General features: G+C 44.0%; 7 protein-coding genes. 3 read left to right on the plus strand and 4 right to left on the minus strand.

The genetic code is table 11. From position 1 onward, the window contains the following. Window positions 1–171: 171 nt before the first annotated feature. Both murI and QT990_RS22400 read left to right on the plus strand, forming a co-directional pair. Window positions 172–1,032 carry a glutamate racemase gene (gene murI / locus QT990_RS22395; protein WP_333142909.1) on the plus strand — a complete coding sequence of 287 codons (861 nt, stop codon included), beginning with the start codon at window positions 172–174 and terminating at the stop codon, window positions 1,030–1,032. Between the two features lie 180 nt (window positions 1,033–1,212). Continuing rightward, complete coding sequence (locus QT990_RS22400; protein ID WP_333142910.1) at window positions 1,213–1,767, plus strand: NYN domain-containing protein; 555 nt, start codon at window positions 1,213–1,215, stop codon at window positions 1,765–1,767. Between the two features lie 573 nt (window positions 1,768–2,340). Here the strand turns inward: QT990_RS22400 and QT990_RS22405 are convergent. The 3 genes from QT990_RS22405 to QT990_RS22415 all read right to left on the minus strand — a co-directional run bounded on the left by QT990_RS22405 (window position 2,341) and on the right by QT990_RS22415 (window position 5,185). Next, on the minus strand, window positions 2,341–4,044 hold the full coding sequence (locus QT990_RS22405) for an NAD(P)/FAD-dependent oxidoreductase (RefSeq protein ID WP_333307223.1): 1,704 nt from the start codon (window positions 4,042–4,044) through the stop codon (window positions 2,341–2,343). 105 nt (window positions 4,045–4,149) lie between these two features. After that, window positions 4,150–4,374, minus strand: a complete 225-nt coding sequence (locus QT990_RS22410) for a hypothetical protein (RefSeq protein WP_333103435.1) — start codon at window positions 4,372–4,374, stop codon at window positions 4,150–4,152. A gap of 67 nt (window positions 4,375–4,441) precedes the next feature. After that, a complete protein-coding gene (locus QT990_RS22415; protein WP_333103436.1) occupies window positions 4,442–5,185 on the minus strand; it encodes a hypothetical protein in 744 nt (247 codons plus the stop codon). A 493-nt stretch (window positions 5,186–5,678) separates the two neighbouring features. Here QT990_RS22415 and QT990_RS22420 point away from each other — a divergent pair, with 493 nt between their 5' ends. Then, window positions 5,679–11,609 carry an AAA family ATPase gene (locus tag QT990_RS22420; protein WP_333465760.1) on the plus strand — a complete coding sequence of 1,977 codons (5,931 nt, stop codon included), beginning with the start codon at window positions 5,679–5,681 and terminating at the stop codon, window positions 11,607–11,609. A gap of 370 nt (window positions 11,610–11,979) precedes the next feature. Here the strand turns inward: QT990_RS22420 and QT990_RS22425 are convergent, their stop codons facing one another. Continuing rightward, a complete protein-coding gene (locus QT990_RS22425) occupies window positions 11,980–13,167 on the minus strand; it encodes a glycosyltransferase family 2 protein (RefSeq protein WP_333465761.1) in 1,188 nt (395 codons plus the stop codon). Window positions 13,168–13,713 lie beyond the last annotated feature (546 nt).

The following is a 13,713-nucleotide window of genomic DNA, read 5'->3' on the forward strand; positions in this document are numbered from 1 at the left end:
GTGGGCAGTTGACTGTTGACTGTTGACTGTTGACTGTTGATTAATGTTATTGGTTATCTGTTATTAGCCACTGCAAACGATTAACAAATGACAACTGCCAACTGCCAACTGCCAACTGCCAACTGCCAACTGCCAACTGCCAACTGCCAACAGATAACTAACTATTAACAAATGACAACAGACTCTGGACAACAAAGAATCGGTATTTTTGACAGCGGCGTGGGCGGTTTGACTGTTTTGACCCAGTTGTACCGACAATTGCCCAACGAATCGATACTTTATTTTGGAGATACGGCGAGGCTGCCTTACGGCACTCGCACGCCGTCGGAAATTGTGGAGTTTGTCCGCGAAATTATGGCCTGGTTGGTGGAACAGGATGTGAAAATGGTCATTATGGCCTGCAACACCAGTTCTGCTTTGGCGATGGAGATGGTGCAGGCTGAATTTGATATCCCGGTGCTGGGAGTAATTCTGCCGGGGGCGCAGGCTGCGGTGCAGCAAGGCAAGCGGATCGGGGTCATCGCAACTCCTGCTACGGCTGCTAGCAATGCTTATCGAAATGCGATTTTGGAGATGGACGATTCTTGCCTAGTTTGGCAGGTTAGCTGTCCGGCTTTTGTGCCGCTGGTGGAGCAAAACCGGATTCACGACCCTTATACTTGTGAGGTGGCTCGGGAATATTTGGCTCCTTTGATTCAGCAGCGCATCGATACGCTGATTTACGGCTGCACTCATTATCCGCTGTTGGCTCCTGTGCTTCGCTCGCTTTTGCCTGCTGGGGTGACATTGATAGATCCTGCGGTACGGGTGGTGGCTGCTGCTGCCAGAGAATTGGAGCTTTTGGGGCTGCGGAATCCTGGTACTGCGCTACCGACTCGTTTTTGCGTGAGCGGCCCCCCGCAGCAGTTTGCCGAGTTGTCGGTGCAGTGGCTCGGTTGTACTCCTGCTGTTGAGAAAATATCCCTGCCGACAGTTGTACGTAGCGAAGCGGGGCGTAAGCCATCGCCCGTATCGCTGGAATCTGCCGAATAAGCCGGAAAATTTATAGGTTAATCAAACCCCCCAAAACTCAGGTAAAGCTGGCTCTGGGGGGTTTAATTATTGCGATGTAACCTAGCCATTACACATCAATAGGTAATATTATTGAACAAAAGCTTTGATGAACAATGCAAATAATGTCCTATACGTGCTGGAGCTCTTCAGCCTTGAACCATGTCACTCTATGTATCACAAGCAGTTTTACTTGTAGACGGCTATAACATAATTGGACTTTGGCCTCGACTCCGAGAGAAGCGCGATCGCGACGAACTCGAAACAGCTCGCCGCGAGTTGATTGAGGTTTTAGTTAACTACAGCGCCGTTCAAGATTTTGAGGCCAGGCTGGTGTTTGACGCCCACTATCGAGATACTCCCAGCGTTAAAGAAATTATTACTAAAAATTTATCGGTGCACTACACTGACTTCGGTCAGACAGCAGATACTTATATTGAAAAATCTTGTGCTAGTTTGCGCTACGAGTTGCGATCGGTCAAAGGTAAAGGTCGCATGATTGTCGCCACCTCAGACCGAGCGCAGCAATTGACCGTAGTCGGCTACGGTGCCGAATGGATGTCCGCCGAACAATTAGCGGCTGACGTAGAATCCACTGCCCGCCGCAGCGAGCGCCGGCACAAATCCCGCAAACAAAATTCCAGTCGCTTTCTCGCCAGTTCCCTCGATCCAGAATCCCAGCAGCGCCTCGCCAAGTTGAGAATGGGGCTGCATTAGCTGCTGAAACCCGCTCGCTGTCTGATAAAAAAAAAGTTTCTCAAAGGCCTTGCCAAATCGAGTAAGTTCAGCTATTGTTAGTAAATGTGGGTAACAAAAACCCCCAATCCTCGGTAGCTCAGTGGCAGAGCGGTCGGCTGTAATGAATGCAAGCCTTTGGCATCAACCAAAAGCCCTAGTGACATAGCAGCTCTATCCGGTAACGGATACTGAAAAATCGGGTGAATTCAAGGAAACCGCAGCACTTCGGGTGGCGGCAATCTTGAGCCAAGTCTGGCGAAAGGCAGCGGTTGCGATCGCAAGTAGCCGGAAAGGTGCAGAGACTAGAGATGAGGAGCCTAACCAATAAATCTCATAGCGCCCGACATCCGACGACAGATCACAAACATGATTTGTAGGGATGATGAAATAGTCCACCCCCTTCGGAAACGTTGGGATAAGTGTAACCGATTGGTCGTAGGTTCAAATCCTACCCGGGGAGTTAGTAAAAGTCTGAAGTTGGAATTTTCCCGCTTCAGACTTTTTGTTTTTTAAGATTTGAGATGGTTTGGGGTCAAGCTTTCTGGTAGCGCCTTAATTCACATCGCTGTGAGTGTGAATTAACTCACCTTCCATAGGTATGGAAATATTCAACTTAGACAACTCCGGGTTTAATATCGCCTTGACAATACCAGAACTCACCATCACCTCCAAACAACCAAGGGCTTGATGAAGAGCTAGTCGAGCGTGTTGCACAGAAAAACGCTCCCTAAACACCAGCACCAACTGCCGATAAATTTGTTCAATGTACTGAGTGCGGCTCAAAATTTCAATCAGCAAACCATAGAAACCTGTAACAGGCAACCGCTGACCGTTCTTAACATAACACTTGATCCGGTTAATTTCACCAGCATTATAAACAGCTACAAACTCAACATCAGCCTCCACTAGGTCTAACTGAAACACATTGTACGCCGAAAGTAGCCAAGGAGCCTCCTGCTGCGAGAAGCGCTGCATCACCTGCTTAATTGAACTCAACTCAACTCCAGCAATCACAGCTTGACCCAAAATATCATTAGTAAATCCCCCTTGAGCCAACCACTGAAAAGCTTTTTCCGGGCTTAAATTCAACCCCGAATCCCGCGCAATTTCCCTTGAATGTTCTTGTAAATCAGTGAATTGACCGTTAGCAGCGTACCAGTAATCGGCGAACCGAATGTGCTGTTTAACTCTGCTTCGCTGATTGTGGTCATATTGAGATTTAAGCCAGTTGCTGTCGTGTTTCTGCTGCTCTAATGCCAAAATCGTGTAAGCCAATTCACGAGCGCCGGTATGAGCTAAAGTCATGCCCGCCGCTAAAATCGGGTCAGCAAAACCCGCAGCTTCACCCACCAAAAACCAATTTTCTCCAACTGTTTTATCAGCCAAAAATGACCAATCTTTTGTAGTTTCAATCTTTCCCGTACTGGTAGCATTAGCGATTAACTTGCTGATGCGGGCTTCGCTGTTGAGGGCTTCGGAATATATCTCCTCTGGCCGCTGTTTCATTTGCTTGTAATGTTCCGCAGGGCAAATAAAGCCGATACTGGTGCGAGTTGCGCCCAAGGGAATAAACCAAATCCACCCGTGACTCAAACTCATCACCTGTACGCGGGTGCCACCAACGCCAATTTCATCGGCCCATTCAGCGTTTGTCCAGTAGTCCCAGATAGCGATATTTTGCAACCGCGTCGGGCAGTGTGTTTCAATGCCTAACACTCGCCGCAGTACGCCGATGTGGCCGGAGGCATCGATGTAGTAGCGGGCTGTTATTTGTTCTTGCCGCAGTTGCAGGGCGGTAATGCGCTCGCCCTCTGTATCTACTTTAACAACGGGTGTTTCTTCTCTTACTAAGCATCCCATTTCTTCCGCGTGACGCAGCAAAATTTCGTCATATTTTGCTCGATCGACTTGGAAAGCAGTTTGCCGTCTCTGTCCCTCAAATTTAGCAGGACGCTGCTCATCTTTAAACTGTTCAGGCTTGATAAAATTAAAATCCCAAGGATGCGGATCTGTTCCCCAGCGATAGGTAGCACCGATTTTAATTGGGAAGTCTGCTGCTTCTACTTTGTCCCAACATCCCATTTCTTGAAGCACATCACTAATTTGAGGCAATTGACTTTCCCCAACGTGATCGCGAGGGAATTTTTCTTTCTCTACGATTAGCACGCTCAGATTGGGATTATATTTCTTTATCAGAGTGCCAGCAGTGCTCCCAGCGGGACCGCCGCCCACAATTACAACGTCGTAATGGCTCATATCCAATAGAGATAGTAGATGCTAATTTTGGGAATTGACGAGACAAAGGTATGACTGTTCAGCCTCGTCGGAATGAGCGAGGCTGAAATTTGTTTGCAACAGGTTTTATCCGACGGCTAGTTTTTCCTCTTCCGGGATATGAGAAGTGTGGGAAATATCCAAATTCTCAGTCCAACTATGAGCAATATCTAAATTCTCAGTCCAAGTATGAGCAATATCCAAATTCTCAGTCCAAGTATGAGCGATGTCCAATTTCTCAGTCCAAGTATGGATAAGAGTCGGTGCGAGTTCATCGAGCGCAGTTGAAGAATTGCTGTTAACTTCTGACATTATGAGTCTCCTTGTAAGTAATAAATTTTGTCTGGTTCTAAGAGTTGAAAATTTTACATCGGGTAAGCTATGCAGCTTTTAAAGGTTGCAAAATCTCGCGAGGTTTGGCAAAAGGTTGCTCAAAGCTATGCGTTTTTGCATAAACCAGAAGCTCAGCCGTCAGTTCTGTGAAAACTTCAAACAAGTTCTCAACTATCTCAAAAGCCTCTTGACGGCTTTCAATAGTCAGTTGTATTGTTTCGCTGAATCGCCTCTGCTGAGGTAAATCCTTACTGTGGTTGTTTTCCACCTCCAAATGAAAGCAGCCAAAATAAAGAAGCTCCTTTTGAGTAATTGTTCGCAGTTCTTCGGCAATTGGTGCTGCCGTTGACAAGAACACATTACCAGTTGCTTCTATCACTTCCAGGATTGCTAACTTAGCGATCGGACTGGCCCCAAAAGCGGAGCGAAAAATTTGATGTGATACCCACCGCGAAGCTTTAGCTTCTTCATTCCAGAGAAAATTTAAAGCATCACTGAACTTAACCGCTTTGTTAATACCCAGTGTTTCCAAATCTTCCAAAAACCACAACCAGTGATGATCGTCTTCATAAGTATGATTGTTAACTATTACCTGAAGAGGATCGTTGGTTGGTTCTTCTCGGAACACATACTTGTTAAATTCACCAAAACTCATCACGAAAGGAGCAATGCAGGGAGCGAAAGCTAGGCGTTGTCTTGGGTTTATACTTTTGTCTCGCATAAACTCAAATAGCCCAGATTTAGCAAATTCGTGCTTCTTCTTTTCAATCAATGCTAGGACTTCTTCCATGGGGATGCACCTGATGATGGCAACATGGTAGCAAGTTGATCATTCTCAATCTATGATCTGAATCATGCTTGTTTATGATGCAGGTCATATTAGATTGTATTGTCGATCGCCTAAACCAATGTTTTCCAGCCCCGGGCGTCCCATTTTTTCTTGGTGACAAGGCTCAAAGCTAGAGCTAAACCTTGAAGTTATAGGGATCAGTCTGTCATGTGTGCGATCGGCATCACAGAATTTGTTACAATATTGCAATCAATTCGGTGAGGTGTCAGACCGTACATGATTAAGTCGGAGTTCAAACCAGATGTTCGGCTGTCCGTCCGGGCACTTTCAAAGTTTAGGCATCACGCTATCTAAAAAATCCCTGAGTAATTACTGATATTTTAAAGTATCCCCAATTACCCCATTTACAAAAAATACTTAAGTACGATCCGCCCGCGCTCCGATCGATATCAAGCGCAATGTTAACCCAAAACTTCGTCACAGAATAAAAACCATGAATGCACTTCCCGGTTACAAAATCACAGAAGTTGTTCAACTTGGTGTGAAGTCCATCATTTATCGCGCAGTCAGGGAATCTGATCGAGCGTCAGTTATTATTAAAACACTCAATACTGAGTACCCCACAATAGAAGAAATTACCCGTTTGAGACATGAATACAAAATTAGCTCGAATCTCCAACTCGAAGGGATTGTCAAACCCCATAGCTTAGAAAAATATAAAAACAGTTTCGCCCTGATCTTAGAAGATTGCGGCGGTCAATCTCTCCGACACCATCTCGCGGGTAAAAATATTAAAATTCAGAAGTTTTTGCCGCTGGCTATTCAAGTGGCTCAAACTCTCGGAGAAGTGCATCAAAACCAGATTATTCATAAAGATATAAAACCATCAAATATTATCATTACCCCAGATTTTCAACAAGTAAAAATCACCGACTTTAGCATGGCAACGCGCCTATCTAGAGAAGTCCACCAAAATAGCAATACCAGCGTGCTAGAAGGCACTCTAGCCTATATATCCCCAGAGCAAACTGGTCGGATGAACCGAGACCTCGACTACCGAACTGACTTGTACTCTCTAGGCATCACCTTTTATGAAATGCTGACCGGAGAGTTGCCTTTTAATTCAACCGACCCGCTAGAATTAATTCACAGCCACATTGCGGTGACGCCAGTTCCTCCCCATCAACTAAACAATGAAGTCCCGCAGATAATTTCATCTCTTGTCATGAAACTATTAGCTAAAAATGCGGAAGACCGATATCAAAGTGCCTTTGGAGTAAAAGCAGACCTGGAAAATTGTCTAACTCAGCTACAAACTACTGGCAAAATAGAAAATTTCATTCCAGGGACACTTGACAAATGCGGTCAATTTTTGATTCCCCAAAAACTCTACGGCCGCACACAAGAAGTCGCTGATTTGATGGCATCATTCGAGCGAGTCAGCTTTGGTAAAACAGAGATGGTGTTGGTAAGCGGTTACTCAGGCATTGGCAAAACCTCAGTTGTCAGTGAAATTCACAAACCAATTGTCAGGCAGCGGGGTTATTTTATAGCTGGCAAGTTTGACCAATTTAAGCGAGATATTCCTTATGCTGCACTGACTCAAGCCTTTGAGTCATTGATGCAGCAGTTATTAACAAAAAGCTCAGACGAGTTGGCAATTTGGAAAGAAAAGCTTTTGTCGAGGCTAGGTCAAAACGGTCAAATTATTATTGATGTTGTCCCTTCTGTCGAACTAATAATTGGTTCGCAGCCTGGTGTTCCACAATTGGGGCCGACAGAATCTCAAAATCGCTTTAATCGATTGTTCAAAGAATTCTTGAAGGTGTTTGCCCAAACAGAACACCCCTTAGTTCTATTTCTGGATGATTTGCAGTGGGCAGATTTAGCTTCCTTAAAATTGATTCAGGAATTAGTTACTGACCAGGATAGCCGATATTTTTTAGTGATAGGGGCCTATCGAGATAACGAAGTAAATTCGACTCATCCGTTAGTTCAAACTGTCGATAAAATTCAACAGACTGGTGCTGATGTGCATCACATTATCCTCCCATGTTTAGATTTGAGCAGCGTCACTGAGCTAGTATGCGATACTTTGGGTAATCAAACTGAAAAGTTAAAGTTTTTGAGCGAGTTAATTTTTAATAAAACTGGCGGAAATCCATTTTTTATAACTCAACTTCTTTCAACTATTCACTCAGAACAAATGTTAGTTTTTGATTTCCCTGTTGGTGCATGGCAGTGGGACATCACGGAAATTGAAGCCGCTGGCATTGCAGATTACAGTGTCGTTGAATTAGTTGCTCGGAATCTTCAACAACTGCCGGAGGAGACGCAGCAAGTATTAAAATTAGCGGCTTGTATGGGCAACCGTTTTAATTTAGAAAATTTGGCAATTGTTAGAGAAAAATCCGGTTCTGAAACGGCGGCTGATTTATGGGATGCACTTCAAGCTGGTTTAATTTTGCCAATGAGCGATGCTTACAAAATTCCGATGCTTGATGAGGAAATCGTGAAAACACACGGGAGGGGTGGGAGGCCCATCCCACAAAACAATCAAAATCATCCCGCAATTATGCAACGCTCAATTGATTACAGGTTTTTGCACGATCGCGTACAGCAAGCCGCCTATTCTCTCATCCCTGACTCCCAGAAAAAACAAACCCACTTAAAAATCGGCTCCCTGCTATTGCAGGGCGGGCACGGGGGCACCGCCCCTACGGCATCGGAAATAGCAGAAAATATCTTTGATATTGTCAACCAACTCAATATCGGGGTGGAATTTATCACAAATGATGAACAGCGATATGAACTAGCTAACTTTAATCTCATAGCAGGCAAAAAAGCTAAGAGTTCTGCCGCCTATGAAGCAGCACTCAAATATTTTAATGTAGGTCTAGAACTTCTACCAGAACAAGCTTGGCAGAGTCACTACGATTTAATAATGGAACTCCATACCGAAGCGCTGGAATCGTCCTATATAAATACCGATTTTGAGCTAGCGTTCCAGTTATCAGAAGTTATTATATTACGCGCAACAAATTTGCTCGAAAAAGTCAAGGTTTATGAGCTAAAAGTTAGTTTCTACTTTAATCAAAATCAATCCCAAGCTTCGCTAGATATAGCTCTAAAAGCTTTGAAAATGCTGGGAGTCTATCTCCCTCAAAAACCCACTAAATTAAATATTTTTATGGGGCTAATACGGACAAAATTAGCTGTGGGAAACAAACGGATTGAGGATTTAGCTGAGTTGCCACCAATGACTGACATTCATAAAATTGCGGCTATACGGATTTTAACGAATATGTGTCCGGCTGCTTCTGTAACAGCACCCGATATGTTCCCACTGATCTCCTTTAAGATGGTTATTCTTTCTCTTAAGTACGGGAATGCGCCGCTGTCTAGTCACGGGTATGGAAGTTACGGGCTGATTCACTGTGCAGTATTAGGTGATATGAATTCTGGATACCGATACGGTCAACTAGCCCTGGCACTTTTAGAACGATTCCACACCAACTTGCACAACTCTCAAGTTTCACTAACTTTTAATGGTTTTATCCGTCACTGGTCTGAGCAGGTCAGGGAAAGTCTTATCGGTTTACTTGAGGGTATTCAGAGCGGACTAGAAACGGGAGATATCAGTAATGCTTGTTATTGTGCGAGTTTTTACAGCAATTATATATTTTTGAGTGGCGAACCTCTGGATTCTGTGGAGACTAAGCAGAGTCAATATATTCAAATGTTGGTTAATTATCAGAATGAATCTATGATTTATAAAGCAAAAGTTGGGGCGCAAGTTGTCTTAAATTTGCAAGGTAAAACAAAAAATTCTTGCCTATTGACGGGCGAAAAGTTTAATGAAGAAACTATGCTGCCAGCATTAAGGGAGGGTCAAAATTATTTAGTATTATTTGTAGTGTTTTTGTATAAAACGTGGCTAAATTATATATTTAAAGATTATGCTATATCTGCTGAAAATGCGGTGACAGCATCAAATTATTCTGAGGGGGCGATGTCTACGATGTATGTTCCCATCCACAATTTTTACTATTCCCTAGCGCTCTTAGCTTTGTATCCCACAGCTTCAAAAAGCGAACAGAAAAAACATTTGAAAAAAGTTGCTTCGCTTCAGAAAAAAATGAAGCATTGGGCTTTGAACTCTCCGGGAAATTATCAGCACAAATATGACTTAGTAGAGGCCGAGAAAGCGCGAGTATTGGGACACTATGAAAAAGCGGCTCTGTATTACGATCGAGCGGTGACAGGATCCTCGAAGAATGAATACATCCACGAAGCAGCGCTAGCAAATGAACGGGCGGCAGAATTTTATCTAGCTAACGGTCGAAAAAAAGTGGCTGAGAGTTATCTGATAGATGCTTACTACGGCTATATTTACTGGGGAGCAACCGCCAAGGTAAAACATTTGGAGTCTGAGTATCCGATGTCTTTACCCCCTGCATCGGCGGCAAGACCCAGCGGCGATCGAACTATTACTAGCACTAATTATAGCACTAGCAGCAGTCACAGCAGTTTATTGGATTTGACAACTGTTGTTAAAGCATCTCAAGCACTAGCTAGTGAAATTGTGTTGGACAAGTTGTTAGAAAAGTTAATGAAAATGGCGATCGAGAATGCTGGGGCCCAAAAAGGTTTTCTCCTGATGCCCAAGAAAGGAAAATTGCGGATTAAAGCAGCGGCATCGGTGGAGTCTTCGGATGTTGCAGTTGAACAAGACCCTAGAGTATCTCCTGCAGAGGTTTTGCCAATAACGATGATTAATTATGTTGAAAAAACGCACTCTGATGTAGTTTTAAGTCAGGCTGCTAGGGAAGGTCTATTTACAGATGACCCCTATATTAAAAGGCAGCAAGTGAAATCTGCGCTTTGTACTCCTATTCTGAATCAAAGCAAACTCGTAGGCCTCCTTTATCTGGAAAATAATTTAGCTACTGAAGCGTTTTCTCCAACTAGGTTGGAGGTTTTAAAAATTCTTTCTTCCCAAGCTGCTATCTCTATAGAAAATGCGGTACTTGTTGCTAATTTGTCGGAGGCTAAGGAACAGTTGGAGGATTATTCGCGGACGCTGGAGGTGAGAGTAGAAGAGCGCACGCAGGAATTAAAGACTAAAGAAGCTAAGCTGCAAGAAGCTCAAAAACTGGCGCACCTCGGCAACTGGGAATTTGATTTGGAAGGGGATAAATTAACTTGGTCTGAGGAAGTATTCCGAATTTTTGGTCTTGACCCTAAACTACCAGAACCCACTATTTTAGAACATAGGAAGCAAATTCATCCCGATGACCTACAGTTGTGGTTAGAGGCAGTAGAGCAGATTAGTCGGTTAGGAAATCCTTGCGAGTATGAGATGAAAATTTTGCGCCCTGATGGAGCTGTCAGATATATTTATGTTAAGGCGCAAGCTATTTTTGATGGCAGTAAGGTGATTAAATTATTTGGGACTATACAGGACATTACGGATCGCAAGTTAGCGGAGGATGCTTTGCGACTGTCGGAGGGGCAATTGAGAGAAAAAGCGACACAATTGGAAGTTACTTTGTCCGAATTACGATCGACGCAGACTCAACTAATTCAAACGGAAAAAATGTCTTCTTTGGGGCAGTTGGTGGCGGGGGTTGCTCACGAAATCAATAATCCAATTAATTTCATTTATGGCAATGTTCTCCATGCTAACGATTATAGCTCGGATTTGCTGGGATTGATTGAGCTTTACCAGGAGTCTTATCCGAATGCTAATCCTGAGATTGTTGCTAAAACAGAAGATATTGACCTCGCTTTTATTCAAGAAGATTTGCCCAAAATTCTAAAATCAATGCAGGTTGGGGTCGATCGCGTTCGCAATATTGTGCTGTCGCTGCGGAATTTCTCACGCCTGGATGAAGCCGAGATGAAACCAGTGGATATTCACTCCGGGATTGATTCGACTCTGCTAATTTTGCAGCACAGGTTGAAAAAGGATGCAGTCGGACATGGCATTGAGGTAGTTAAAGAGTACGGTCAACTGCCGAAGGTAAATTGTTATGCTTCGGGGTTAAATCAGGTGTTTATGAATATTTTGAGCAATGCAATTGATGCAGTGGAGTTAGGAGTTGGGCGACCGGGGACAACTGCCAAACTAGAAAATCCTTTGTCTCCAATCTTTGAGCGAAAGATTGAGATTCGGACTGAGGTATGCGACCAAAACAAGGTGAGAATTTATATTGCTGATAATGGTCGGGGGATGACGGAGGAAGTACGATCGCGAATATTTGACCCTTTCTTTACTACAAAAGCTGTGGGCCAAGGTACCGGTTTAGGGTTGAGTATCAGTTATCAGATTGTAGTAGAGAAACACGGCGGGAAGCTAATGTGCTTTTCCGCGCCCGGTGAAGGGGCTGAGTTTGTGATTGAAATTCCCGTGAAGCAGTGAACTTTTTTTAAGTTTTTATATAAGTTTTTTTAACCGCCGATAAACGCAGATGAACGCAGATAGAATTGTATCTGCGTTCATCTGTGTTTATCGGCTGATATCAAATCCGTTAGCATCGGAATAGTAAGGATCGTCAATTAAATAATTTCCCTTTTTTCTTGTGGGATGGGCGTCCCGCCCGTCTATCGGGGACGGGCGGGACGCCCATCCCACAACAAACAGGAAAAGTGGATTTTATTTAATTCTCATTCCTAAATTCGAGTTCACTGTTCACTCTCAACAGTCAACAGTCAACCGTCAACAGTCAACATCATTCCGGTGTTACCGGAAATGATATGATATCGGCCGTTAAAAATTCTCAATCTAAATATTAAACATCGCGTTCTGTCCGCACCCATTTAGTTTGCCGCTTCAGGATAAAACCTAAATACAAAGGGATTTTCCAAAGGATGTAAAAAGGTACAGATAAAAGAGTTGAGCCAGAAATATTCGCACGCCCAAATTTTGCCCAAGCGGCGACAATGGAAACTAAAATCAGCAATCCTTGTACTGCTAACAAGACGGCTGGAATTGGGGATGTTCCCAAAATTGCTGCTAGTAAAGAGGCGGCAAAAGCAGCTAGCCAGATAGCGACTAAAAGCGATAGGGGAGGGACGGATAAGTCGAGGGCGATCGCCAATAAGTCAAAACGTTTTTGCTCGACTGAAGCTGCTGTCAGGCGGGGAGTTTGAGTTAACAATGTCTGTATGTGACCGTGTTCCCATCGGGTTCTTTGACTTGTGGCTGCTTGCTGCTGCTGTGGCAAACACCCGGTGACGTTTGCTTCGGGGCAGAATACTGTTGGATGTCCGGCGATCGCCAAATCCAAACTCATCTGCATATCTTCAACAATATTGCCGCTCGCTAGGGAAACCGATCGAATTATCGACCAGGGAAAAGCCATGCCTGTTCCTGTTAGTAAGGATGGGAATCCTAACTGTTTTAATCCGCTGGGACGGACTAAGTTTTTCACGAGAAAGGCTAAAGCAGAAATGGAATCTTTGGGGGTAGGATTGGGTGGCTGTTCCATTAAATAAGTCGCTTGTACGGGTCTTTGTTCGGCCATTGCCACCCGGGCTAATTTTTCTATAGAGTCTGGCTGACAGATGCAGTCTGCGTCAACCATGATTACTACTTCTGGGGGGTCTGATTCGATCGACTGCAAGCCGAAATCCAGTGCGTATCCTTTGCCCTTGCGTTGTGTGTCTTGGCGCTCGATCGCACTTGCACCGCAGTTACGGGCGATTTCTGCTGTGGCGTCCGTGCAGTTGTCAGCAATCACTAACAGGCGGTCTTGAGGTGTTAGCTGCGGCAATATGGTGGAGATGGTGGCGGCAATTCCTGCTGCTTCGTTGTAAGCGGGAATTAAAACTGCTACTTTGGGGCGGGGCGCTTTAGTTTCCGCTGTCTCGCCCTGGCCGGACAAGAAAGCTGCACTGCATTCTAGAAATAGAACTGTAACGGGAATTAGAAGGATCAGGGCGATCGCCCATAGCACAACATCAATCAATAGGAACATTAGCTGATTAATTTCCACAAGTCTACTACCTTAATTTAATTTAATTTCTTGCGTTCATTGAGTTTATTGAATCTTATTGCACCTTTGTTAACTCACTGCGCCACGCTATCTAAAGTATCATCATATCATGCCCGCAAAAAATCACCCTTCTCACATTTGTTGTGAGAACTTAAGTCCTCCTAAAACTACTAGAACTAGCGTCCTCACTACAAATTAATTTGATGGCGGTTGTGCGATAGCCAATAAGATCATATCATGTCAATTCTGACAATGTTAAGTCACTCAATTTAATTAAACATCAAACAAGCCCAGACTGGAGAAACCCGGTTTCTAAAAGAAACCAGGTTTCTGGGTGTTCTATTTTTAATCAACTAAACCCTTAGTCGATGTTTTACATCAAATCCGGTTGCATCGGAATAATAAAATCGAGTCAACAGTTAACACTCAACCATTCCGTTTTTCAACATCGAGTCAACTGTCAACTGTCAACTGTCAACTGTCAACTGTCAACTGTCAACTGTCAACTGTCAACTGTCAACTGTCAAC

Origin of the sequence: Microcoleus sp. T3_B1 (genome assembly GCF_036700445.1) — a bacterium.
Classification (GTDB): Bacteria; Cyanobacteriota; Cyanobacteriia; order Cyanobacteriales; family Microcoleaceae; genus Microcoleus.

What these genes read in the sequence shown, in the direction of transcription:
- QT990_RS22420 (WP_333465760.1), top strand. Translation starts at nt 5,679, where the DNA reads ATGAATGCACTTCCCGGTTACAAAATCACAGAAGTTGTTCAACTTGGT.
- murI (WP_333142909.1), top strand. Translation starts at nt 172, where the DNA reads ATGACAACAGACTCTGGACAACAAAGAATCGGTATTTTTGACAGCGGC.
- QT990_RS22400 (WP_333142910.1), top strand. Translation starts at nt 1,213, where the DNA reads ATGTCACTCTATGTATCACAAGCAGTTTTACTTGTAGACGGCTATAAC.
- QT990_RS22405 (WP_333307223.1), bottom strand. Translation starts at nt 4,044, where the DNA reads ATGAGCCATTACGACGTTGTAATTGTGGGCGGCGGTCCCGCTGGGAGC.
- QT990_RS22425 (WP_333465761.1), bottom strand. Translation starts at nt 13,167, where the DNA reads ATGTTCCTATTGATTGATGTTGTGCTATGGGCGATCGCCCTGATCCTT.
- QT990_RS22415 (WP_333103436.1), bottom strand. Translation starts at nt 5,185, where the DNA reads ATGGAAGAAGTCCTAGCATTGATTGAAAAGAAGAAGCACGAATTTGCT.
- QT990_RS22410 (WP_333103435.1), bottom strand. Translation starts at nt 4,374, where the DNA reads ATGTCAGAAGTTAACAGCAATTCTTCAACTGCGCTCGATGAACTCGCA.